Here is a 22,654-nt window from a genome sequence, read left to right on the forward strand (position 1 = left end):
GGCAGGTTACGCTATGGGAGGCCGGGTGGGGGTGCGGGCCGGTGCCGTTCTTCCCAATCAAAAACACCCGGTGCCGCTATCGCCCAATGAAGCGCGCATACAGCGACGCGCCTGAACCCGGGCTCAGAACGGCAGCTTGAAGCCCGGAGGCAGCGGCAGGCCGCTGGTCATCTTGCTCATTTCCGCGCTCGATGCCTGATCGGCCTTGGCGCGGGCATCGTTGAACGCGGCGGCGACCAGATCCTCGAGCATCTGCTTTTCCGACGGGGCGAGCAGCGACGGGTCGATATCGACCGCGATGATCCGCCCCTTGGCAGTCGCGCGGACCTTGACCAGGCCGCCGCCGGCCGCGCCCTCGACCTCGATATTGTCGAGATTGGCCTGCGCATTGGTCAGTTCGTCCTGCACATTCTTGGCCATGTTCAGGATATCGTCGAGACTTTTCATCATCAGCTCCCTTGCGCGCTGCCGCGCGCCTGCATGGCCGGGCTGTAGTCGATCAGCTCGGCGTCTGGAAAGGCGGCAAAGGCGGCGCTGACCACCGGCATGTCAAGGATCGCCTGACGCGCCGCCGCTTCGGCCGCCCGTTCCTGTTCGAGCAGCGACGGCGCGGCCGCGCCATCGACCAGCTCGACCGTCCAGTTGAGCCCGGTGCGCTGGCGCAGCAGCGCCACCAGATCGCGCAGAAACTCGCCGGGCAACGGCCTGAGCGGGCGCAGCCGCAGCTGTGGCGGCGCATAATCGATCAGCCCGACATCGTCGTGCAGGTGCAGCGCCAGCCGGGGCCGGTCGGCATAGACCAGATCGTGAAAGGCGCGAAAATCAGCCGGCACATCGGGGGAAGCGGCCGGGGCGGCCGCTGGCGGCGGTGCCGATCCCGCATCCGCCGGAATAGACTCCGCCGACGTCACATGGCCGGACGGGGCGGGGCCGGAACCGGAAGGCCCGGAACCGGAAGCGGACGAGCCACCGGAGGGCGGCGGCAGGTCGCCGCGCGCCAGCCGGCGGGCCAGTTCGGCCGGATCGGGCAGTTCGGCGGCATGGATCACGCGCAGCAGCGCCATTTCCGCCGCCTCGATCGGCATCGGCGCGCGCACCACCTCGTCATGGCCCTTGAGCAGCAGCTGCCACAGCCGGTGGGTCTGGACGAAGGACAGCCGCGCCGCCCACCCTGCCAGCGCCTCGCGCTCCTCGGCCGACTGGGCGGGGTCGGCCCCCGCGCCCATCCGCTCCAGCGTCACGCCGTGCACGGTCTCCAGCAGCCCGCGCAGCACGGTCGCCGGATCGACGCCATGATCATATTGCGCGCGCAGCCCGGCCAGCGCGGCGGCGGCATCGCCCGCCAGCACCGCGCCGAACAGCCGCCTGATCGCCCCCCGGTCGGACAGGCCGAGCATGTCGCGCACCTGCGCCGCCGTCACCTGCCCCTCGCCCTCCAGATCGGCATGGGCGATCGCCTGATCGAGGATCGACAGCCCGTCGCGCGCCGACCCCTCGGCCGCGCGCGCGACCAGCGCCAGCGCCTCCGGCTCCGCCGCCACGCCTTCGGCCGCGCAGACATTGGCGAAATGCCCGGCGAGCAGCTCGGCCGGGATGCGCCGCAGGTCGAAACGCTGGCACCGCGACAGGATCGTCACCGGCACCTTGTGGACCTCGGTGGTCGCAAAGATGAACTTCACATGCGGCGGCGGCTCTTCGAGCGTTTTCAGCAGCGCGTTGAACGACGCGTTCGACAGCATGTGAACTTCGTCGATGATATAGACTTTGAACCGCGCCGACACCGGGGCGTAGGGAATGGTGTCGAGCAGGTCGCGCATCTGCTCGACCTTGGTGTTCGACGCCGCATCCTGTTCGAGCACGTCGATGAACCGCCCCTCGGCAATCGCGCGGCACGGATCGCACTGGCCGCACGGATCGATGGTCGGCCCGCCCTGCCCGTCCGGGCCGATGCAGTTGAGCGCCTTGGCGATCAGCCGCGCGGTCGAGGTCTTGCCGACCCCGCGCACCCCGGTCATCAGAAAGGCATGCGCCAGCCGCCCGCGCCGGATCGCATTGCCCAGCGTCGTCACCATCGCATCCTGGCCGATCAGCTCGGAAAAGCGCTGCGGCCGGTATTTGCGCGCCAGAACGCGGTAAGCTTGGGGAGACTCGGACATCGCCCGGTTTCTAGTGCGGTTTCAGGCCAAGGGGAAACACTTCGCCCGCCATCGGGGCGCGTGAGGGAGAACCGACGATAGGGGCAAGGTGGGAGCCGGAACGACCCGGCACGAATATCGTTACGGCTGCTTCCTTCCGGACCTGACCGGGTTGGCGACGGCACCGTCCGCCCGACTCCCGCGCTGCATATGGGCGATGATGCGCGCGGTTGCAAGCATGGGGGCGCGGTGCTCCCGCGCGCGCCCGTCAGCGCCCTATTCAGCGGCCCTGCATGTTGCGCGCCTCGGCGGGGATCCGCACGGTCAGGCCGTCCAGCGCCTCGGTCAGCACGATCTGGCAGGCCAGCCGGCTGGTGCGCGTCGCCCCGGCGGCAAGGTCGAGCATGTCCTCCTCGGCCTCGGCGGCGGGGGGCAGCCGGTCGAAATCCGCCGCCGCCACGATCACATGGCAGGTCGAACAGGCCATCTGCCCCTCGCACGTACCCTCGAGCGGCTGGCCATCGGCCTGGGCGACGGTCAGCAGCCGGTCCCCCGGCTGCGCCTCGACCTCGCGCACCGCCCCGCCATCGGCGCGTTCGAACCGGATCCTGATCATGCCGCCTTCAGCCCCTGCTTGTCCGCCGCGTCGAGGATCATGTCGAGTGCGCGGTCCAGTTCTTCAACCTGTGTGTAGCGGCCAAAGCCCAGCCGGATGCTCGCCCGCGCCTCGGCATCGCTGAGGCCGATGGCGCGCAGCACATGGCTCGGCCGCCCCGATCCGCTCGCACAGGCGCTGCCCGCCGAAAAGGCGACGCCGCGCACATCCGCGATCAGCCGCGCCGCATCCAGCCCCGCGCGCCGGACATTGAGGTTGCCCGGCCAGCGCTGCCCGGTGCCGCCATTGATCTGCCAGCCGGTCAGCCGGGCGCGCGCCCGCGCCGCCAGCGCCTCGGCATGGGCACGGTCCTCGGCCATCCGCCCCGCAGCCAGTTCGGCCGCCACGCCAAAGCCCGCGCACAGCCCCGGAGCCTGGGTGCCGGAGCGCAGGCCGCCTTCCTGCCCGCCGCCATGCAGCAGCGGCTCAAGCGCCACGCCGTCGCGCACCCACAGCGCGCCGATGCCCTTGGGGCCATGGATCTTGTGCGCCGACACCGCGACCAGATCGGCATCGGGGATCGTCACCCGGCCCAGCCCCTGCACGGCATCGCACAGGAACAGCGCCCCCGCCGCCCGCGCCAGTTCGGCGATGCGCAGGGCGGGCTGGATCGTCCCGATCTCGTTGTTGACCAGCATGGCCGCGACCAGCAGCGTGTCCTCGTCAATCGCCGCCGCCAGCCGGTCGGGATCGACCAGCCCGTCAGCCCCCACCGGCACGATCACCGGCGCAAACCCGCGCTGCCCAAGCCAGCCAAGCGTGTCGAGCACACAGCTATGCTCGGTCGCCAGCGCGACGATGCGGCGGCGGCGCGGGCTGGCCCAGGCGGCGCCCTTGATCGCCAGATTGATCGCCTCGGTCGCGCCGGAGGTGAACACGATCTGCCCGCCCGGCCGGCCAATCGCGGTTGCCACCCGCTCACGGGCAACGCCGACCGCAGCCGCCGCCTCGCGCCCCGGCCGGTGCGGCGAATGCGGGTTGGCAAAGCGCGTCTCCAGCCAGGGGCGCATCGCTGCCAGCGCCTCGGGCGCGAGCGGGGTCGTCGCCTGATAATCGAGATAGATGGGCGTCATGCCGCCCGCGCCCGCGCGTCGCGGGCGATGCGCGTCCATACATCGATGAAGCGGTAAATGTCGGCGCGGCTGGTTTCCGGGCCGAAGCTGACGCGCACCACCTCGCGCGCGGCATCATCGTCCCAGCCCATCGCGGCCAGCACATGGCTGGTCTTGAGCGTGCCCGACGAACAGGCGCTGCCCGCCGACACCGCGATGCCGGCCAGATCGAACTGGATCAGCTGTGCAGAGGCCGCGACGCCGGGCATCCGGTAGCTGGCGATGGTCGCCAGCCGGGGGGCACGCCGGGCGATGCTCTCGCCGCCCGCCGCCTCGATCGCGCCATCGAGATGCGCGCGCAGATCGCCCGCCCGCTCCACCCAGCCGCGCTGGCCTTCAAGCGCGGTGGCCATCGCCAGCGCGCCGGGCAGGTTCTCGGTGCCGGGGCGATAGCCTTTTTCCTGTCCGCCGGTGGCGGCGATCAGCCCCAGATCGCGCACCAGCAGCGCGCCAATGCCCGGCGGCCCGCCGAATTTGTGCGCCGAGATCGCGATCAGGTCCGCCTCGGGCAGCGGCAGCTTGCCGGCCGACTGGGCGCAATCGGCAAACAATATGCCGCCCGCCGCGCGCACCAGCGGGGCCAGCGCGTCGAGCGGCTGGATCACCCCGGTTTCGTTGTTGACCTGCTGGATCGCGACCAGCGGCCGCCGCGCGCCGAGCGCGCCCAGCCGCCCTTCAAGCGCATGGGCGGCGACCAGCCCGTCCGCCCCGACGGGCAGCAGATAGGCATCGCCCGCCATGCGGTGGACCGCGTCATGCTCGACCGCCGACACCAGCCGCGCATCGGCGGCGCTGCGGCCAAGCGCGATGGCGATGGCCTCGCTCGCGCCCGAGGTGAAGACCAGCTCGCCCTGCCAGCCGAGCGCGGCGAGGATGCGGCGGCGCGCATCCTCAAGCGCGGCGCGCGCCGCGCGGCCTTCCTGATGCGGCGAGGACGGGTTGGCCCAGCGCGCAAAGCCCGCCTTCATCGCCTCGCGCGCCTCAAGCGTCACTGGCGTCGTCGCCGCATGATCGAGATAGAGCCGCTGCATCACCCTAGTCCGTCCGCCTTCCGCACCATCCCGATCCGGGTCAAATCCCGCCGGTGCCCGTTGTGATCGCGGCATCTGACCGCCGATCCGCCGCGCCTATTTGCGCGCAGGCCCTGCAATCCTATATAGCGTCGCGTCCAAGCGCCACCCGCGCGCCTGTCCCGATGGCCCATTTTTCGATCAAGGTGCTATGCCCGAAGTGATTTTTCCCGGCCCCGAGGGTCGTCTCGAAGGTCGTTTCTCGCCCCCGCCCCGCCCGCGCGCGCCGGTGGCGATGATCCTTCACCCGCACCCCCAGGCCGGCGGCACGATGAACAACCGCATCGTCCAGTCGCTCTACCAGACCTTTGCCCGGCGCGGCTTTGCCGTGCTGCGGTTCAACTTTCGCGGCGTCGGCAAGAGCCAGGGGACGTTCGACAATGGCGTCGGCGAACTGTCGGATGCCGCCTCGGCGCTCGACTGGGTGCAGAGCTTCCACCCCGAAGCGCAGCAGACCTGGGTCGCCGGCGTCAGCTTCGGCGCGTGGATCGGCATGCAGCTGCTGATGCGCCGCCCGGAAGTGCGCGGCTTCATCTCGATCGCGCCGCCCGCCAACATGTATGATTTCAGCTTCCTCGCGCCCTGCCCGGCATCGGGCATCATCATCCAGGGCGATGCCGATGAGGTCGTCACGCCCTCGGCCGTGCAGAAGCTGGTCGACAAGCTGCGCACGCAAAAGCACATCACCATCCACCATGACACGGTGCCGGGTGCCAATCATTTCTTCGAGCATGAAATGCCGCAGCTGATGGGCAGCGTCGACCGCTATCTCGACTTCCGGCTCGATTCCGGCTGTCCGATCCGCTGACCGGACAAAAAGGCATGAGCGGTGTCGTGAACTGGGGCGGACCGAAAGCGGAACGGGGGGAAAATGCCATGGCCGACCGCGAGAAACTGCTGCTGGACCTGTTCGTCGAAATCGCCCGGGTCGAGCATCTGGTGCGCAACTATCTCGACCCGATCGAGCCGCTGGGGCTGACCGCCAACCAGTTCGGCCTGCTCAACTATTTCATCCGCAACAACCGCCAGACCGAGCGGCGCTCGATCCTCGCCTGGGTGTTCCAGACCGACGAGGCCGAGACGGCGGCGCATCTGGACGTGCTGGCCGCGCGCGGGCTGGTCGACCGGCGCCCCGACGGCACGGACGAAATCGTCGCGCTGACCCCGGCGGGGCAGGCCGCGCATGAAGCAGCGATCGAAATGGTCGCCCCCGATGTGCTGCCGCTGATGTCGGAGTTTGCCGATGACGATCTTGGTCAGGCGCTGACCACCCTGCAGGAGATCCGGCGGGTGTTCGACAATCTGCCCGACCGGCCGGCCGCAGGCTGATCCCCGGCCGGCTGGCCGGTCACACGGTCAGGATGGCGACATTGCCCGCCAGCACCAGCGCGGCGACGATCATCAGCCAGCCGCGCCTGCGGTCCTGCCCCAGACCGCGCCGGAGCGTGGCGATGCCGCCGAGCAGCAGCCCGGCGGAGGCGATCATCAGGACGGAAAGGACAAGGGCGGCGGTGGCGTTCATCGCGCGCCCCTAGAGCATTTTCGCGCCGGGTGGAATCACCCGGCGGCTCGGCAAATGCGGCAAATCACAGGCCTAGAGCGGTTTCGCGCCGGGCTGTGACGCTGCTGGGTCCGCCGCATCGAGCCGGGCCATCCGCGCGAACAGCGCCGGATCGACATTGCCGCCCGACAGCATCACCAGCGTCCCCGGCTGCGGCGCGACCCGGCCTGTCAGCATCGCCGCCAGCGCGACCGCGCCCCCCGGCTCCAGCACCAGCCGCAGCCGTTCGAACGCCCAGCGCATCGCCGCGCCGGTTTCAGCCTCGCTGACCGCGACGCCGCGCGCACCGCGCGCATGCAGGATGCCGAAGGTCAGCGGCGCGACGCGAAAGGTCTGGAGCGCGTCGCAGGCGGTGGCCGGCGGGGTCGACCCGACGCCGACAATCTCCCCGGCGGCGAGCGAGCGGGCCATATCATCCCACCCCTCCGGCTCGACGGTCACGATCTCCGCCTCGGGCAAGGCGAGCGCCAGCCCCGCGGCCAGCCCGCCGCCCCCGCAACAGGTGACGACCCGGCGGATCGGCGCGCCGCCCAGCGCGGCGACCTGCGCCGCCGCCTCCAGCCCGGCGCTGCCCTGCCCTTCGACCACAAAGGGATCATCGAAGCTTGGCACCAGCACCGCGCCGCGCGCTGCGGCCAGTTCGGCGGCGATTGCCTCGCGCGACTGGGTCAGCCGGTCATAGAGGATTATCTCCGCCCCCAGCGCGGCGGTGTTGGCGCGCTTGGCCGCGGGCGCGTCGGCGGGCATCACGATGGCCGCCGGCATCCCCAGCCGGGCGGCGGCCCAGGCGACGCCCTGGGCATGGTTGCCCGATGAAAAGGCGACGACGCCCGGCGCGCGCTGCGACTCCGGAATCGCGGTCAGCCGGTGCCACGCCCCGCGCAGCTTGAACGCGCCCATCGGCTGGAGCGATTCGGCCTTCAGCCAGCAATCCGCCCCCCCGATCGACGCGCTGAGCAGCGGCGTCGGCGGCACGATTTTCGCCATCTTTTCCAGTGCGTTGATGACGCCTTCACGATTTGGATGACGCAACGCCCACCCCCTTTGTCTTGCAATTGAAACAGATCAGGATTCGGCTCTTTACAGGGGGGACCCCCGCCCATATATCGCGCCTCCGCTGCCCCATGGGACTTCCACCGCAAGGCAGCTTTTGTCGCCACGTACGCCGCAAGGCAATTGGAGGTCCCTTGAGTTGCACGAGCATCATAGCGCGCTGGGGCTAGCAAGCGTCCCCAACAATGCCGAAACCGGCATTGACGTCGCCCGTTCCTGCCCGGCAGAGCCGGTCACGCTCGTCCGCCCCCATGCGGCACGGCGCGCGGCCCGTTTCTTCGTCGAGAAGTTTCCCGGCCGGACCCTTTACGCAGTCAAGGCGAACCCCTCGCCCGAACTGATCCGCATCCTGTGGGACGCGGGCGTCACCCATTATGACGTCGCCTCGATTGCCGAGGTGCGGATGGTCCGCGCCACGCTGCCCGGGGCGGTGCTGTGCTTCATGCACCCGGTGAAGGCGGAAGAAGCGATTGCCGAGGCCTATTTCGGGCACGGCGTGCGCACCTTCTCGCTCGATTCGATGGAAGAGCTGGACAAGATCGTCCGCGCCACCCGCGCGGCCGATGGCACCCCGGCGGCCGATCTCACCCTGTGCGTGCGGCTGCGCGTGTCGTCCGACTATTCCAAGCTCAGCCTTGCGTCCAAGTTCGGCGTGTCGCCGGTCGAGGCCAAGGAGCTGCTGATCGCCGCGCGGCAGGTCGCCGATGCGCTCGGCATCTGCTTCCATGTCGGCAGCCAGGCGATGACGCCCGACGCCTATGCCCAGGCGATGGAGCGGGTGCGCCAGGCGATTGTCGAGGCCGCGGTCACCGTCGACGTGATCGATGTCGGCGGGGGCTTTCCGTCCTCCTATCCCGGCATGGAGCCGCCGCCGCTCGAGCTTTATTTCGAGACCATCCACCGTGCGTTCGAAAAGCTGCCGGTCAGCTATTCGTCGGAGCTGTGGGCGGAACCGGGTCGGGCGCTGTGCGCGGAATATTCGTCGCTGATCGTGCGCGTCGAAAAGCGCCGGGGCGAGGAACTGTACATCAATGACGGCGCCTATGGCGCGCTGTTCGATGCCGCCCATGTCGGCTGGCGCTTTCCGGTCACGCTGCTGCGCGACACCGAAAGCCGCACCAAGCCGATGGGGTTCAGCTTTTACGGCCCGACCTGCGACGATATGGACCGGATGGCCGGGCCGTTCATGCTGCCCGCCGACATCGCCGCCGGCGACTATATCGAAGTCGGCATGCTCGGTGCCTATGGCTGTGCGATGCGCACCGGCTTTAACGGCTTCGGCACCGCGCAGGTGGTGACAGTGGCCGATGAGCCGATGACGACGCTCTATGCCGGGCGCACCGCCGAACCGGCGAGCAACGTCGTCAAGCTGTAACGCCCGCCGGGCAGTTTTCGGGTTTGGCGTCCGGCCCCTGATGGGGCCGGACGCCCGTTCGGGTTTCCGCGTCCCCTTCCCCAACGACTGCGGCCGATGACCATGTGGAAAGATCAGGCATGACCGATATCGTGAACGACACCCGCAAGGCGGAGCTTCTGTCGAAGACCGTCGAGCATATCGACATTCGCAGCTTCGACGCGCGCCCGATCGTCGATGCGATGGGCAAGATGAGCTTCACCAGCCGCGATCTCGCGCGCGCGACCGGCATCTACAACCAGATGCTGGCCGATCCCGACTGCTCGATCTTCCTGGTCATCGCCGGCTCGACCTCGGCCGGCGGCTGCATGGACCTTTATGCCGAGCTGGTGCGCTCGAACATGGTCGACGGCGTCGTCGCCACCGGCGCGTCGATCGTCGACATGGATTTCTTCGAAGGGCTTGGCCACAAGCATTATCAGGCGCTCGAAGTGCCGGACGACAATACGCTGCGTTCGCTCTATATCGACCGCATCTACGACACCTATATCGATGAAGAAGCGCTGCAGGACTGCGATCACACGATCGGCCGCATCGCCGACAGCCTTGAGCCGCGCGCCTATTCGTCGCGCGCCTTCATTCGCGAGATGGGCAAGTATCTGGCCGAACATGGCAAGAAGGAAAACAGCCTCGTCAAGCTCGCCTATGAGCATGACGTGCCGATCTTCTGCCCGGCCTTTGTCGACAGCTCGGCGGGCTTTGGCCTCGTCAAGCATCAGGTCGACCGGATGAAGCAGGGCCAGCCCTATATGGTGCTCGACGCCATTGCCGATTTCCGCGAGCTGACCGACATCAAGATCAAGGCCGGCACCACCGGCCTGCTGATGATCGGCGGCGGCGTGCCCAAGAACTTCATCCAGGACACCGTCGTCTGCGCCGAAATCCTCGGCCATGACGATGTCGAGATGCACAAATATGCGGTGCAGATCACCGTCGCCGATGTGCGCGACGGCGCCTGCTCGTCCTCGACGCTCAAGGAAGCGGCGAGCTGGGGCAAGGTCGACACCGCGCTGGAACAGATGGTGTTCGCCGAAGCCGGCTCGGTGATGCCGCTGCTCGCCTCCGACGCCTATCATCGCGGCCATTGGCGCACCCGCGCCAAGCGCGCCTGGGGCAAATTGTTCGACTGACCGGCTGTGAAGGGTTCGGGCAATATCGCCCGGACCCATTCGGTCGGATCGACAGACCGCATATGAAAAACCCCGCCGGACGCTGTGTCCGGCGGGGTTTTTCATGTGTCTGTGGCGGCAAGCTCAGGCTGCGAGCGGCACCGCGCGGCGGCGGCGCATCGCCGTGCCGACCAGACCGAAACCGCCGATCATCATCGCCCAGGTCGCCGGTTCGGGAATGGCGTTGATCGTGCCATTGAAGTTGCCGAGATGGATCTCGCCATTCATGGTCAGCGACTTCACGGCCACCGAACCCTGCAGGAAGTTGCGGTTCTCGACATTGCTGCCGAGCGCGACGACCGAGCCGATGAACGAGTTGTTGAAGGTGATGTTGCGGATCGCCGAGTCGAAGTTCCAGATCACCCGCTGCGAATAAAGATCGCCATTGCCGAGGAAGTTCTGGCCGATCACCAGCTGATCGAGCGGCGTCGCGCTGCCGACATTGATGATGATCGCATCAGCCGCGCCCGCATTGAAGCTGAACGCGCGCGACGCTGCCGAGCTGAAGAACGCCGCGGCATCGGCGATGCGGAAGACGACCGTCCCGGTCTGGCTGCCGACGTCGAAGCGGACATTGTTCGCATCGGCCATGTTGATCGACGCGGTCGGCGCGAAGGTGCGCAGCTCGTTCGAAAACGCGGTCAGATCAGCGGCCAGCGCATCGCGCTTGGTGGCGAGCGACGCCTGGAAGCTGCTGCCAAGGGCCGCGTTCTGGCCGGTGGTCGAGCCATTGCCGTTGACATTGCTGTTGCTGCGGCTGCCCCAGCTGATCGACCCGCCGCTCGAACCGTTGACATTGGCGTTGGAGAGCGTGCCGATGCGCACGGTCGCCCCCGTCGCGTTGACGTTCAGCCCGCCGGTGAAGGTGCCGCCAATGTCGATGCCGCGCGGGCCGACAAGGCCGCCGCCGGGAATGGTGCCGCCATTCAGCTGGAGCCCGCTGACACTGGCATTGCCGACGATGGTCGCGGTCGGCAGCGCGCCGGTCGCGGGATTGATGAAGCCCTGTTCGCCGCTGCCGATGCCGAACTGGCCGCCATTGCCCGACAGGTTGCCGCCGATGAAGCTCTTGCCCTCGACCTCCTGGCCCATCACGACATTGCCGGTGGTGAACAGGTTGAGTTCGCGCAGGATGGTCGTCCCGCGGCCGATCACCTCCGACGCCATGGCCGGAGCCGGAATAACGGTCAAAGCGGCAACCGCCGCCAGCAGCGCACCACGCATTTGCGGGTTTCTCCTCACATCCCTTGTAGGTGACGTCATGTCACATCCGGGCCAATCGGGAAAGCGGTGTCTTGGCGCGGACCGGCAGCGATTCGTGCCATTCCGGTCCGATCTGTCCCGATGATGGACTCGCCCCCGCCGATCGGGCAGCCTTGCGGGAACAGGAACGGGGGAGACAGGGTTTGAACAGTCCCATTCTCGGGCCGGTGGTGGCGCTGGCGTCATGGTCGCTCATCATGTGGCTGTGGATGTATGCGACGCGGCTGCCGGCGATCGGGCGGGCGAAAATCACGCTCGATCCGCGCGTGCCGCCCAAGACGCTGATGGAACAGCTGCCGGCGGAGACGCGCTGGAAGGCGGACAATTACAATCATCTGATGGAACAGCCGACGCTGTTCTACGCGCTCGCCCTCACCCTTGCACTGGCCGGTGCCGGATCGGGGACGAACCTGATCTTGGCCTGGGGCTATGTCGCCCTCAGGGTTATCCACAGTGTTTTCCAGGCGACGGTCAACATCATCCCGGTGCGATTCGCGCTGCATGTGCTCGGCACCTTGTGCCTGTTCGGGCTGGCGGCAGGCGCGGGGATGCGGGTGTTCGGGCTGTAACCGGGCGGCTTCAAGGGGCTGGAATGCGCGCGAAAATCCCGCACAGCTCGACATGGGTCGACCAGCTAAACTGGCCGACCGGCACGACGCGGATGAGCCTGAGCCCGCCGCCCGCCAGAATGCGGGCGTCGCGCGCAAAGGTCGCCGGATTGCACGACACATAGGCGATGCGCGGCGTGCGCGCGGCGGCGATCAGCGCCGCCTGCGCCTCCGCCCCGGCACGCGGCGGATCGAGGACCACGGCCTCGAACCGGTTGAGCTCATCGGGCTGAAGCGGGCGGCGATACAGGTCACGGTGATCGGCGAAAATGCCGGGCCGCGCCGCCTTGAGCGCCAGCACCGCATCGCGCGCCGCCTCTGCCGCATAGACGCGCCCGGACAGCGCCAGCGCAAACGTCCCCAGCCCCGAAAACAGGTCGGCGACCACACGCGCCTCGCCCACCCCGGCGCGCACGGCGGCGACCAGCGCCGCTTCCCCGTCCGCCGTCGCCTGCAGAAACGCCGCATGCGGCAGGCCGACCGGCACGCCGCCAAGCGTGACCGTGACCGGCACCGGCTCCCACAAAGTCTGCGAACCGCCGCCATCGTCGAGCGCCAGCCGGGCGAGCGCGTGGCTGCGGGCGAAATCGCCCAGCGCCTCGAGCTCTGCCAGCCCGTCGGCCGCCGCGCCCTCGATCAGCAGATCGACCCCCTGATCGGCCAGCGTCAGGCGCAGCGTCGCCCCGGCGGCGCGGGCGGGCAGCAGCCGGTCCATCAGCCCGCGCAGCGGCGCGACCAGCGCGAACAGCGCCGGGTGCAGCACATGGCATTCGGCCAGATCCTCGATCACATGGCTGCGTTCGCGGTTGAAGCCGATCAGCATCCGCCGCCCGGCGCGCCGCACCGACAGGCTGGCGCGGCGGCGCGTGCGCGGCGGCGACAGATGCACGGGATCGAAATCGGGCGCGGCCACGCCCTGGGCGGCAAGGGCCGAGGCGATACGGTCGCGCACGAACGCGCCCAGGCTGTCCGTGTCCAGATGCTGGAGCTGGCAGCCGCCACAGGCGGGGAAATGGCGGCAGACCGGATCGGCATGGTGCGGGCCGGGCAGCACAATGCCGTCATCGCTGACATGGTCGCCGGGCGCGGCCAGCGGGACATAGCGGCCATCGGCGGTCACGCCTTCGCCGCGCGCGGCCACCCGGACGATCTCGGCCCCGCTCATCGCCCGGCCTCCCCGGCGACGCCGCCGATCGCCGCTGCCAGATCATCGGCGATGAATGCCGGGCCAAGCCGCGCGGCCGCGCTCGCATGCAGCCAGACGCCCGCCCCGGCCGCCTCGAACGGTGCCAGCCCGCGTGCCAGCAGCGCGCCGATCACCCCGGCCAGCACATCGCCGGTGCCGGCGGTCGACAACCAGGCCGAGGCCGGGGGCGCAATCGCCGCCCGGCCATCGGGCGCGGCGATCACCGTGTCCGCGCCCTTGAAGACGATGACCGCCCCGGCGCGCATCGCGGCGGCGCGCGCGCGGTCCAGCTTGCTGCCCGGCAGGTCGCCGAACCGGGCGGCGAACTCGCCCTCATGCGGGGTCAGCACGGTCAGCGGCGGCGCAGGCCGGGTGCGCGGCAGCAGGTGCAGCGCATCGCCGTCGATCACCAGCGGCCGCCCGGCGGCACAGGCCGCGTCCAGCCGCCGCCGCGCGATGCCGTCACGGCCCAGCCCCGGCCCGGCGACGATGGCGGCAATGCGCGGATCGGCAAGCGCGGCCTCGTCCCAGCCCTGCTGGACGATGGCGTTGGGCAGGGACGCGGGCGTGTCGGCGATCAGCCGGACATAGCCCGCGCCGGCGCGGGCGGCGGCAATCGCCGCCAGCCGCGCCGCCCCCGGCATCGCCCCGCCAATGACGGCGACCAGCCCGCGCGAATATTTATGATCCCCCGCCCCCGGCGGCGACAGGCGGGGCGCGGCCAGTTCCTGCGTCCGGTCCCCCGCCGCCAGCCCGATGTCGGCCACCACCAGCCGCCCGCACAGCCCCGCTGCCGGTTGCAGCAGGTGCGCCGGCTTGAGCGCGCCCATCGCCACCGTCATGTCGAACGGCAGCTCTGCCCCCAGCAGCGCGCCGCTGTCCGTCTCGACCCCGCTCGGCAGATCGGCGGCAGCCGTCGCCTGCGCGCCCGCCATCAGCCGGGCGAGTGTCGCCGCCAGGGGCGCGGCAAGCGGCCGCGACAGGCCGGTGCCGAACAGCGCGTCGATCAGCAATGGCCGGGGCGCGGCCTGATCGAGCGGAACGACCGGCCCGTCCCAGCCGGCCCGCGCCGCCGCGGCAGCCCCGGACGATGGCGCGCCCAGCGCGGCGACCATAACATCCAGCCCGGCATCGCGCAGCCACCGCGCGGCGACATAGCCGTCGCCGCCATTATTGCCCGGCCCGCAACAGACAAGCGCCGGCAGCGGCCCGGCAAGCGCCAGCGCCGCCCGCGCCAGCCCGGCCCCGGCCCACGCCATCAGCTGATCGGCCCCGGTGCCGGCAGCGATCAGCCGGTCTTCGGCGGCACGGGTTTCGGCGGCGGTGAGGACGGGGCGCGACATGCCCCGTCCCTAACGGTTTTAAATGTCCGCGAACATATGGGTTTCGGCGCTGCCGCCGGGATGGGTGACGGCCCCGCCCACCGCCGGGCCGACCGTCTGGGCATAGCGCCACAGCGTGCCCGACTGATAATCATGCGCGCGCGGCTGCCAGCGGGCGCGGCGCGCGGCCAGCACATCCTCAGGCACATCGAGGTCGATGGTGCCGGCGACCGCATCGATACGGATCATGTCGCCATCCTCGACCAGCGCAATCGGCCCGCCCACCGCCGCCTCCGGCCCGACATGGCCGATGCAGAAGCCGCGCGTGGCGCCCGAAAACCGCCCGTCGGTGATCAGCGCCACCTTCTCGCCCATGCCCTGACCGTAGAGCGCGGCGGTGGTCGACAGCATCTCGCGCATGCCGGGGCCGCCGCGCGGCCCTTCATAGCGGATGATGATCACCGACCCCTCGGCAATCGCGCGCGCCTCGACGGCGGCAAAGGCGTCTTCCTCGCAATCGAACACCCGCGCCGGGCCGGCAAAGCTCAGCCGCGCCATGCCGGCGACCTTCACGATCGCCCCTTCGGGCGCAAGGCTGCCCTTCAGCCCCACCACCCCGCCGGTCGGGGTGATCGGGTTGGTCACCTCGCGGATCACCTTCTGGTCGGGGTTCCAGGTCACGCGGTCGATATTCTCGGCCAGCGTCCGGCCGCTCACCGTCATGCAGTCGCCGTGCAGCAGCCCGCCCGCCAGCATCGTCTTCATCAGCATATAGACGCCGCCCGCCTCATACATGTCCTTGGCGACATAGCGTCCGCCCGGCTTCAGATCGGCCAGATAGGGGGTCGAACGGAAAATCTCGGCGACGTCGAACAGGTCGAACGCGATCCCCGCCTCATGCGCCATCGCCGGCAGGTGCAGCGCGGCATTGGTTGACCCGCCGGTCGCCGCGACCACGCGGGCGGCGTTTTCAAACGCCTCGCGCGTGCAGATGTCGCGCGGGCGCAGCCCGGCGGCCAGACAGTCCATCACCGCCACCCCCGCCGCATGGGCAAGCGCCGCGCGCCCGGCATAGGGAGCCGGCATCATGTTGGAGTTGGGCAGCGACAGGCCGATGGCTTCGGCGACACAGGCCATGGTGTTGGCGGTGAACTGCCCGCCACAGGCACCGTGGCCGGGACAGGCGACCTTTTCGAGCGCGATCAGCTCTTCAAGCGGGCAGTGCCCGGCGGCATGCTGGCCCACCGCCTCGAACACATCGACCACGGTCACATCCTGACCATGATGGCTGCCCGGCAGGATCGACCCGCCATAGACGAACACGCTCGGCACGTTGAGGCGCAGCATCGCCATCATCATCCCCGGCAGCGACTTGTCGCACCCGGCAAAGCCGACCAGCGCGTCATAGCAATGGCCGCGCACCGACAGCTCGATCGAATCCGCAATCACCTCGCGGCTGACCAGCGAGGATTTCATCCCCTGATGGCCCATGGCGATGCCGTCGGTGACGGTGATGGTGTTGAACCGGCGCGGCAGCCCGCCGCCCGCCTCCACCCCGCCGCGCGCGGCATCGGCCTGCGCGTCGAGCGCGGTGTTGCACGGCGCGCTGTCATTGCCGGCGGAAACGACGCCGACAAAGGGGCGGGCAATCTGTTCCTCGGTCAGCCCCATCGCATAATAATAGCTGCGGTGCGGGGCACGTTCCGGTCCGACCGAGACGTGGCGGGACGGCAGGCGGCTCTTGTCGAAAATGCGGGTCATGGCCCGGGCTATGTCCGATTGCCCGCCACGGACGCAAGAGCCTTTCTAATTCAAGGCCCAGATTGTCATTTTATTGCGCGGCACTGGCGAATGACCGGCAGCAGCCGCTCCGCCCAGTCGCGCGCGCCCTCGGCATCGTCAATCAGATCCTGACGGATTTCGATCGCCAGATAGGGGATGCCGCGCGCCTCGGCATGGCGGTTCATCGTCGCGTTGAGCAGCCGCCCCGAATAAGGCTCATTGTCCCCGGTCACGATCCCGGCCGCGCGCAGCGCGTCGATCGCGATCCGCGCCGCGCGGTCGTCCTGATTGTAAAGGATGCCGACCTGCCAGGGCCGCGCGGCATCCGCCGCGGTTTCGAGCCGGGGGGTAAAGCTGTGCACCGCCACGATCAGGTCGGGCCGCGCCTCGTCGATCATCGCCGCCAGCCGGGCATGATAGGGGCGATGATAATCGGCGATGCGCTTGGCGCGCCCGGCGGCATCGAGCGCGGCATTGCCGGGAATGGCATGGCCGTCGCTTGCAACCGGGATCAGCGCGGGATGATCCTCCTCGCGGTGCAGGTCGATCACCAGCCGCGACACCGTGCCGAACAGCGCCCGGCAGCCCAGCCGGTCGGCAAGCAGTTCGGCCACCGCCGCCGCGCCAATGTCCCAGCCGATATGGCGCTGAACCAGCGCCGGATCGATGCCGAGATCGATGCCCGGCGGCACATGGGCGGCGGCATGATCGACGACAATCAGCGCGCCGGGCCCGCCGACGCGTTCGCGATAGGCGCTGGTCATCAGCCGTGCATCATCAGCTGAAATCGGGCCGGCGGCGTTCGCGCGCGGCGGCATAGCTTTCGGCGAGTTCGGCCCCGCCCAGCGCCGCATCGCAGGCGCGGTCATGCCCCTCGTCGCTGCGGCGGCCGGCAGCGGCAAGCGCGAGCCCCTGTTTCAGCAGCGCAAGCGCCCCCGGCGCATGGCCGGCCATGTCCTGCGCAAGATCGGCGGCGCGCCGCGCGACATCGCTGCCCTGCTGTTCGACAAGGCCGATGCGCGCCGCCTCAGCGGCATCGATCCGCACCGCGCCCAGCAACAGCCGCGCCGCCTGTCCACCGCCGACCAGATCGCGTAATCCGGCAATATCTTCAATTAGATAGCCGACACCCTGGCGGGCGGCGGGAATGGCAAAGCTGGCATCCGGCCCCGCCAGCCTGACATCGCAGGCCGCCGCCAGCGCGACGCCTGCACCGACACAGGCCCCGTCGATTTCGGCAATCACCGGCAGCGGCGATTGCCGGATGCCGTCAAGCGCCTGGCGCATCGCGTTGCGATAGGGCAGCCGCGCCGCCGGATCGGCGTGCAGCGTCGCCAGCTCCCCGGTGTCGATCCCGGCGCAGAACCAGCCCGGCACCAGCGAGCGGACGAGGATCGCCCGCGCCTTCAGCCGGCCCGCCTGTTCGATCAGCGCGGCAAGCGCGCGCCAGTCCTCGGTGCGCAGGCCGTTGCGCGCCTGCGGACGATCCATCGTCAGCCGGGCGACCGGCCCGTCGAGCGAGAGTTCGAACATCGCCGCGCGCGCGCCCCGCGCCCCGCGCAGCGTCATCAGCGTATCCGACAGCGAACGATATTCCATGCCCGACCCAGCGTCCGAAAAAGAAGGGCGGGGCGCACGATCAACAGGATCGCGTCCCCGCCCGGACATGATGCATGCGCTGAAACGCCGCGCATGGACCATGGGCGAATGAGCGTGCCGGCGGGCGCGCCGATTCGTTCCCGGCTCGTTCAGCAAAAGCCATGCCATTCCGGCCACCCCTCGAATCCGGGCGATGCGGGGAAATGTGACTGTCCCGCGACAGGACGAACGGGTCAGCCGGCGTCCCGGATCAGGCCAAGGCCATGTTTGGCCCGGATCAGGCCAAGCTGCTCGCCATCCGCCAGGCATCGGGCCAGTCGCGGGCGATGGCGTCGGCCGCCGCATCGCGGGCATCGTCCTGATCGAACAGCGCAAAACAGGTCGCCCCCGATCCCGACATGCGCGCCAGCAGCACGCCGGGGCGCGCGGCCAGCCAGTCGACCAGCCGGGCAATCACCGGCGCCAGCGCCACGGCCGGCGGGGCCAGATCGTTGCGCCCGGCGCGCGCCGCCGCCAGCGGATCATCGCCGATGATGAGCGGACCGCGATCCTGCCCGTCCCAGCCCCTGAACACCGGGCCGGTCGGCATCGCGACGCCCGGATTGACCAGCAGCAGCGGCATGCCCGCCAGACGTTCGGCCCCGGGCAGCGGCACCAGCGCCTCGCCCCGCTCCACCCCCATCACCGCGCGGCCGTGCAGACAGGCGGGAACATCGGCCCCCAGGGTGCGCGCGATCGCATCGAGATCGGCCTCGACGCCCCATAGCCGGGCGAGCAGGCGCAGCGCCGCCGCCGCATCGCTGGAGCCGCCACCGATGCCGGCGGCAATCGGCAGATTCTTGGTCAGGCGCAGCGCGGCCCCGGCGCGGATGCCGGTCGCCGCGCGCAGCGCCTCGGCCGCGCGCAGCACCAGATTGTCCGCCCCGGCGTCCAGCCCGGCGGCAAACGGCCCGTCAATGACAAGTTGAAGCGCGGGATCTGCCCGCGCGGCCAGCACATCGCCGTCGCGGGCAAAGGCAAAGATCGTTTCGATCCGGTGATAGCCACCCGCTATCCGCGCGCGGACGTGCAGCGCCAGATTGATCTTGGCCGGGGCCGGCTCGACCAGCCAGGCGGGGGCATGGTCAGCGGGGGCAGCGGGGGCAGCGTCGGACGTCATCCCCCGGCCATGCCGGTTTTGCCCCGCGTCGCCAAGAGCAGGCGCGGGACGGTATCGCCGCGTCAGGCGGCGACCGGCATCCGCATCGGCGCGGCTGCCGGCATCGACGGCGTCAACCCGCCCATGCCGCTGCCATGCCCGCCGGCCCCCGCAGAGCCGCCGGCCTGCGCCGCCAGCCGGTCGACCTCGGTCGTCAGGTTGCGGGCCGCGGCCGATGTCTCCTCGACCATCGCCGCATTCTGCTGGGTCGTGCGGTCCATCACGCCGATCGCGGCCGACACCTCGGTAATCGCCGTTGCCTGCGCCTGATTGTCATTGGCCATCACCGCCAGCAGTTCGTGCACGCGGCCGACATCTTCCGAAATCGCCGCCAGCGCGCCATCGACCTTCTGGACGGCCGCGACTGCCGTGCTGACATCGCCCTGGGTCGCGGTCAGCTGTTCGCGCGCCCGCTTGGCCTCTTCCTCCGACCGCATGGCAAGCGCGCCGACCAGATCGGCGACGACGGCAAAGCCACGCCCCGCCTCGCCCGCGCGCCCCGCCTCGACCGCGGCGTTCATCGCCAGAACCCGGGTCTGGAACGCGATCTTGTCGAGGCCCTCGATCACGCTGTCGATGCCCTTGGCGCTTTCCGACACCCGCTCCATCGCCGCCACCGCTTCTTCGGCGACCGAGCGGCCGGTGTCGACGGTGGCGATGGCGCCGTCGGCGCGCTCGACGGTGCGGCCGGCGGCCTCCGCCGTCGCCTTCAGCCGCTGGTCCATCTGCGCGATGGCGGCCGATGTTTCCTCAAGGCTGGCGGCATTGCTTTCGGTCCGCCGCGCCAGATCCTCGGATGCCTGGGCGATTTCGTCGGCCCCGGTCTTGATCGCGCCGACGCTGCCGTTGATCGCCGCCAGCAGTTCGGACAGCGCATGTTCACGCTCGGTCAGCGCCGTCATCGCCTCGGCGCGGCTCGCCTGTTCCTGCTCGAAATAGATCGACACCGACATTTCAAGGTCGATCAGCGCCGCCATCACGATGGCGCGAATCTGGTCGAAGCGCGGATCGGCGCGCCCCCGGCCGAACAGGCCGCCCGCGCCCTTTTCCGACGCGCCGATCGTCTCGATCAGCGAATCGAGGATCACGCTGTAAGACCCGATATACCATTGCGGCGTCAGCCCGATCTGCGCGTGGCGCGCGCCGATGCGCTTCACGCGCGCAACATAATCGGCATCGAATGCCCCGCCCGACAAATGCCCCCAATGATCGGACTGAAGCCGCTTGGCGGCCTCCATATGCGACGCCCCGTTGAACATCCGCGCGGTTTCGGGATGGGCGGCGATCTTCTGGTACAACCGGTCGAGCGCAGGGCCCATCGCGCGGGCGATCATCTCGCGCGATTTTGCCAGCAGATCACGCCTTGCGTCTGAAAAACCGACAAAATCCAGCCGGGTCGCCGTTTCGGGATGGGCCATGTCTTCCGTCCTCGTCCAGCCGGCAGGCCCGCACCTGTTCACGGGCCAACCGCGCTAATCTTGGTCATTGATTTGCATTATAGAGCGGGCTGGGACGATCAGGCGCGCACGCGAAACGTAAAAAGCGGTTAACGGCATTTCGGGGCGTGCGGTTTTCTTAACCCGTCATCGCCTATCGTCCCGCCGGTGAAGGATCCGGTGCTTCTTGCGCTCTGGGCGAGCCTGCCGCTGCTGCTGCTGGCGCTGTGCGCCGTGCGGCGACGGCGGCTGCGCACCGCGCCGCTGCGCCCCGATTGCGGCCATGACGACAGCGGCGTCGGCAGCATGCGCGAAACGCTCGCCCGCCGCATCCAGCGCGGCGACGATTTCGGGCTGTAACGCTTAACCGGCCGCACCGGGTGCGGCGCCCCGGCCTGAACAGGCGTCAGCGCGCGGCGAGCGCGTCCGAAAATCCCCGGTCGACCTTGGCGGTGGCGCGTTCGGCGACGGCCGGACTGTCGGCGAACAGCGCCGCCGCGCGCCACGCATGGCGCGCCTCGAAACGGCGGCCGGCCGCCCAATAGGCATCGCCCAGATGCTCGTTGATCGTCGGATCGGCCGGCTCCCCCTCGACCGCGCGTTCGAGCGCCGGGATCGCCTGTGCCAGATCGCCGATCAGGAAATAGGCCCAGCCGAGCGAATCGGTGATCGCCGGATCGTCGGGGCGCAGGCTCGCCGCCCGTTCGATCAGCGTCATGGCCGCCTTGACGTTTTCGCGCCGCTCAAGCTGCGCATAGCCGAGATAATTGAGCGCCGCCGGTTCGAGCGGGGCAAGCTGCACCGCCTTTTCGAGCGCCGCCCGCCCCTCGCCCCATTGGCCCGACCGCTCGAGCGCGCTGCCCAGCACCAGCCACAGGCTCCAGCGCCGCTCGCCCGCCGCCGCCTCGGCCAGCGTGACCGCGCGGCGATAGGCGGGCACCGCCTCCGCCTCGCGGCCCAGTTCGATCAGCAGATCGCCCAGCCGGGCATGATCGCCGATCCCCGCGCGCGGATCGCGGCTGCGCTCGGCTGCCAGCGCCAGCGCCTCCTCGCGGCGGCCCGACTGGGCGAGGATCGCGATCTTGAGATCGATGCCCGGCGCAAACAGCGGCGCGGCCGCGCCGGCGGCCACCACCGGCGCGAGCATCGCCAGCGCCGCATCGCGCTGGCCGTTGACCGCCAGCAGCCGGGCAAGCGTCAGCGCCGCAGCCGGGCTGGCCGGATCGAGGAAATGGGCGAGCCGCGCGAGCGTGAGCGCCAGCGGCGAGCGCGGATCGGCCTGCACCGTTTCCCCGACACGCAGCAGCAGCTGGGCAATGCCCCCCGCCGGGCCGGGCGATCCGATGGCGAGCGGGCCGATGGCGAGCGAGCGACCGGCGGCAATCGCTGCGCGCGCCGCGACCATCACCGGATCCTCGCCGGGCAGCAGCGCCAGCGCCGCCTGCGCGCGCCCCGCCGCCTGCAACCGTGCTGCCGCGACCAGCCGGAACGCGCCCGAACCGTCGCCGCTCAGCGCCTGGGTGCGGGCAATCCCCTCCCCCTCGTCAACGCGTCCGGCGTCGATCAGCAGCAGCGCCCGGTGTTCGGCGGCCAGCGCCGCGGTGAGCGCACTGCCGGTCGGCGCGTCGAGAATGGGGAACGGATCGCGCCCGGCCCCGCGCGCGATCCATGCGCTCAGCACCGGAGCAAGGAAATCGAAGCTGCCGTCATCGGCGGCGGCCTCGACCGCCGCCTGCGCCGCCGCCCAGTCGCGCGCCCTGATCGCCTGCGCCATCATCAGCAGCCGCCCATCGGCGGGCAGCGCCCCGCCCTTGTCGAGCAGCGCGGCGGATTTGAGCGCGAGCGTCATGTCGCCGGCAACCAGCGCCTGACGATAGGCGCGCGCCGCCACCGCCGCATCGTCGGGCCGCGCCGCGAGCACGGCGGCAAGGCTGCGCGATGCCGCCGCGACATCGCCGTCGACGCCCGCCAGCCGCGCCCGCGCATAGGCCTTGAGCGGCGAGGCCGCGACCGGCGCAGGCCGGGCATCGGCAGCGCCGGCCCCGAACGCCGCCAGCGCCACCACAAGCAAAGCCGCCAGCGACGGGGCAC

The 22,654-nt window shown here is 70.0% G+C and carries 22 protein-coding genes and 1 other RNA gene; 6 read left to right on the plus strand and 17 right to left on the minus strand.

The window, feature by feature from the left end:
- Positions 1-123 precede the first annotated feature (123 nt).
- The 6 genes from OPU66_RS04190 to OPU66_RS04215 all read right to left on the minus strand — a co-directional run bounded on the left by OPU66_RS04190 (position 124) and on the right by OPU66_RS04215 (position 4,933).
- The gene (locus OPU66_RS04190; RefSeq protein ID WP_498552429.1) at positions 124-447 is read right to left on the minus strand and encodes a YbaB/EbfC family nucleoid-associated protein; all 324 of its coding nucleotides are present in this window, start codon (positions 445-447) and stop codon (positions 124-126) included.
- Between the two features lie 2 nt (positions 448-449).
- Positions 450-2,156, minus strand: a complete 1,707-nt coding sequence (locus OPU66_RS04195; protein ID WP_498552353.1) for a DNA polymerase III subunit gamma/tau — start codon at positions 2,154-2,156, stop codon at positions 450-452.
- An 84-nt stretch (positions 2,157-2,240) separates the two neighbouring features.
- An RNA gene (gene ffs / locus OPU66_RS04200) (signal recognition particle sRNA small type) lies at positions 2,241-2,339 on the minus strand.
- A gap of 76 nt (positions 2,340-2,415) precedes the next feature.
- The gene (locus OPU66_RS04205) at positions 2,416-2,751 is read right to left on the minus strand and encodes a 2Fe-2S iron-sulfur cluster-binding protein (protein WP_498552354.1); all 336 of its coding nucleotides are present in this window, start codon (positions 2,749-2,751) and stop codon (positions 2,416-2,418) included.
- Positions 2,748-3,863, minus strand: a complete 1,116-nt coding sequence (locus OPU66_RS04210; RefSeq protein WP_498552355.1) for a cysteine desulfurase family protein — start codon at positions 3,861-3,863, stop codon at positions 2,748-2,750. The genes OPU66_RS04205 and OPU66_RS04210 overlap by 4 nt, the downstream gene beginning before the upstream one ends.
- The gene (locus tag OPU66_RS04215) at positions 3,860-4,933 is read right to left on the minus strand and encodes a cysteine desulfurase family protein (RefSeq protein WP_498552356.1); all 1,074 of its coding nucleotides are present in this window, start codon (positions 4,931-4,933) and stop codon (positions 3,860-3,862) included. Before OPU66_RS04215 ends, OPU66_RS04210 begins: the two co-directional genes overlap by 4 nt.
- 190 nt (positions 4,934-5,123) lie before the next feature.
- Between OPU66_RS04215 and OPU66_RS04220 the strand changes: the two genes are divergently transcribed.
- Positions 5,124-5,780 carry an alpha/beta hydrolase gene (locus OPU66_RS04220; RefSeq protein WP_498552357.1) on the plus strand — a complete coding sequence of 219 codons (657 nt, stop codon included), beginning with the start codon at positions 5,124-5,126 and terminating at the stop codon, positions 5,778-5,780.
- A gap of 14 nt (positions 5,781-5,794) precedes the next feature.
- Positions 5,795-6,301, plus strand: coding sequence for a MarR family winged helix-turn-helix transcriptional regulator (locus tag OPU66_RS04225; RefSeq protein ID WP_498552358.1), 507 nt, complete (start codon positions 5,795-5,797; stop codon positions 6,299-6,301).
- A gap of 19 nt (positions 6,302-6,320) precedes the next feature.
- Here the strand turns inward: OPU66_RS04225 and OPU66_RS04230 are convergent, their stop codons facing one another.
- Positions 6,321-6,494 carry a hypothetical protein gene (locus OPU66_RS04230; protein ID WP_201752607.1) on the minus strand — a complete coding sequence of 58 codons (174 nt, stop codon included), beginning with the start codon at positions 6,492-6,494 and terminating at the stop codon, positions 6,321-6,323.
- Positions 6,495-6,566: 72 nt separating this feature from the next.
- A complete protein-coding gene (locus OPU66_RS04235; RefSeq protein ID WP_498552430.1) occupies positions 6,567-7,520 on the minus strand; it encodes a threonine ammonia-lyase in 954 nt (317 codons plus the stop codon).
- A 205-nt stretch (positions 7,521-7,725) separates the two neighbouring features.
- On the opposite strand from OPU66_RS04235, the gene OPU66_RS04240 reads away from it, so the two are divergent.
- Both OPU66_RS04240 and OPU66_RS04245 read left to right on the plus strand, forming a co-directional pair.
- Entirely contained in the window at positions 7,726-8,961 is a 1,236-nt protein-coding gene (locus OPU66_RS04240; protein ID WP_498552359.1) for a type III PLP-dependent enzyme, read from the plus strand.
- A gap of 119 nt (positions 8,962-9,080) precedes the next feature.
- Positions 9,081-10,130, plus strand: a complete 1,050-nt coding sequence (locus tag OPU66_RS04245; RefSeq protein WP_160592741.1) for a 1,9-bis(guanidino)-5-aza-nonane synthase — start codon at positions 9,081-9,083, stop codon at positions 10,128-10,130.
- A 123-nt stretch (positions 10,131-10,253) separates the two neighbouring features.
- Here OPU66_RS04245 and OPU66_RS04250 read toward each other — a convergent pair whose 3' ends face one another.
- Complete coding sequence (locus OPU66_RS04250) at positions 10,254-11,393, minus strand: collagen-binding domain-containing protein (RefSeq protein ID WP_498552360.1); 1,140 nt, start codon at positions 11,391-11,393, stop codon at positions 10,254-10,256.
- A 182-nt stretch (positions 11,394-11,575) separates the two neighbouring features.
- On the opposite strand from OPU66_RS04250, the gene OPU66_RS04255 reads away from it, so the two are divergent.
- On the plus strand, positions 11,576-12,001 hold the full coding sequence (locus OPU66_RS04255) for an MAPEG family protein (protein ID WP_498552361.1): 426 nt from the start codon (positions 11,576-11,578) through the stop codon (positions 11,999-12,001).
- Between the two features lie 10 nt (positions 12,002-12,011).
- Here OPU66_RS04255 and OPU66_RS04260 read toward each other — a convergent pair whose 3' ends face one another.
- The 7 genes from OPU66_RS04260 to OPU66_RS04290 all read right to left on the minus strand — a co-directional run bounded on the left by OPU66_RS04260 (position 12,012) and on the right by OPU66_RS04290 (position 20,545).
- The gene (locus OPU66_RS04260) at positions 12,012-13,205 is read right to left on the minus strand and encodes a class I SAM-dependent RNA methyltransferase (protein WP_498552362.1); all 1,194 of its coding nucleotides are present in this window, start codon (positions 13,203-13,205) and stop codon (positions 12,012-12,014) included.
- Positions 13,202-14,569, minus strand: coding sequence for an NAD(P)H-hydrate dehydratase (locus OPU66_RS04265; protein ID WP_498552363.1), 1,368 nt, complete (start codon positions 14,567-14,569; stop codon positions 13,202-13,204). The genes OPU66_RS04260 and OPU66_RS04265 overlap by 4 nt, the downstream gene beginning before the upstream one ends.
- Positions 14,570-14,587: 18 nt before the next feature.
- Positions 14,588-16,309, minus strand: coding sequence for a dihydroxy-acid dehydratase (gene ilvD / locus OPU66_RS04270; protein ID WP_498552364.1), 1,722 nt, complete (start codon positions 16,307-16,309; stop codon positions 14,588-14,590).
- A 65-nt stretch (positions 16,310-16,374) separates the two neighbouring features.
- Positions 16,375-17,094 (minus strand): N-formylglutamate amidohydrolase, encoded by a 720-nt coding sequence (locus tag OPU66_RS04275; protein ID WP_498552365.1) that lies wholly within the window; start codon positions 17,092-17,094, stop codon positions 16,375-16,377.
- 13 nt (positions 17,095-17,107) lie between these two features.
- The gene (locus OPU66_RS04280) at positions 17,108-17,929 is read right to left on the minus strand and encodes an enoyl-CoA hydratase/isomerase family protein (RefSeq protein ID WP_498552366.1); all 822 of its coding nucleotides are present in this window, start codon (positions 17,927-17,929) and stop codon (positions 17,108-17,110) included.
- Positions 17,930-18,206: 277 nt separating this feature from the next.
- Positions 18,207-19,088 (minus strand): 4-(cytidine 5'-diphospho)-2-C-methyl-D-erythritol kinase, encoded by an 882-nt coding sequence (locus tag OPU66_RS04285; RefSeq protein WP_498552367.1) that lies wholly within the window; start codon positions 19,086-19,088, stop codon positions 18,207-18,209.
- Positions 19,089-19,150: 62 nt separating this feature from the next.
- Positions 19,151-20,545, minus strand: coding sequence for a protoglobin domain-containing protein (locus OPU66_RS04290; RefSeq protein ID WP_498552368.1), 1,395 nt, complete (start codon positions 20,543-20,545; stop codon positions 19,151-19,153).
- 186 nt (positions 20,546-20,731) lie between these two features.
- Between OPU66_RS04290 and OPU66_RS04295 the strand changes: the two genes are divergently transcribed.
- Positions 20,732-20,923, plus strand: a complete 192-nt coding sequence (locus OPU66_RS04295; RefSeq protein WP_498552369.1) for a hypothetical protein — start codon at positions 20,732-20,734, stop codon at positions 20,921-20,923.
- Positions 20,924-20,969: 46 nt separating this feature from the next.
- Here OPU66_RS04295 and OPU66_RS04300 read toward each other — a convergent pair whose 3' ends face one another.
- The gene (locus tag OPU66_RS04300) at positions 20,970-22,628 is read right to left on the minus strand and encodes a tetratricopeptide repeat protein (protein ID WP_498552370.1); all 1,659 of its coding nucleotides are present in this window, start codon (positions 22,626-22,628) and stop codon (positions 20,970-20,972) included.
- Positions 22,629-22,654 lie beyond the last annotated feature (26 nt).

It is taken from the genome of Sphingomonas sp. URJC2, assembly GCF_059803575.1.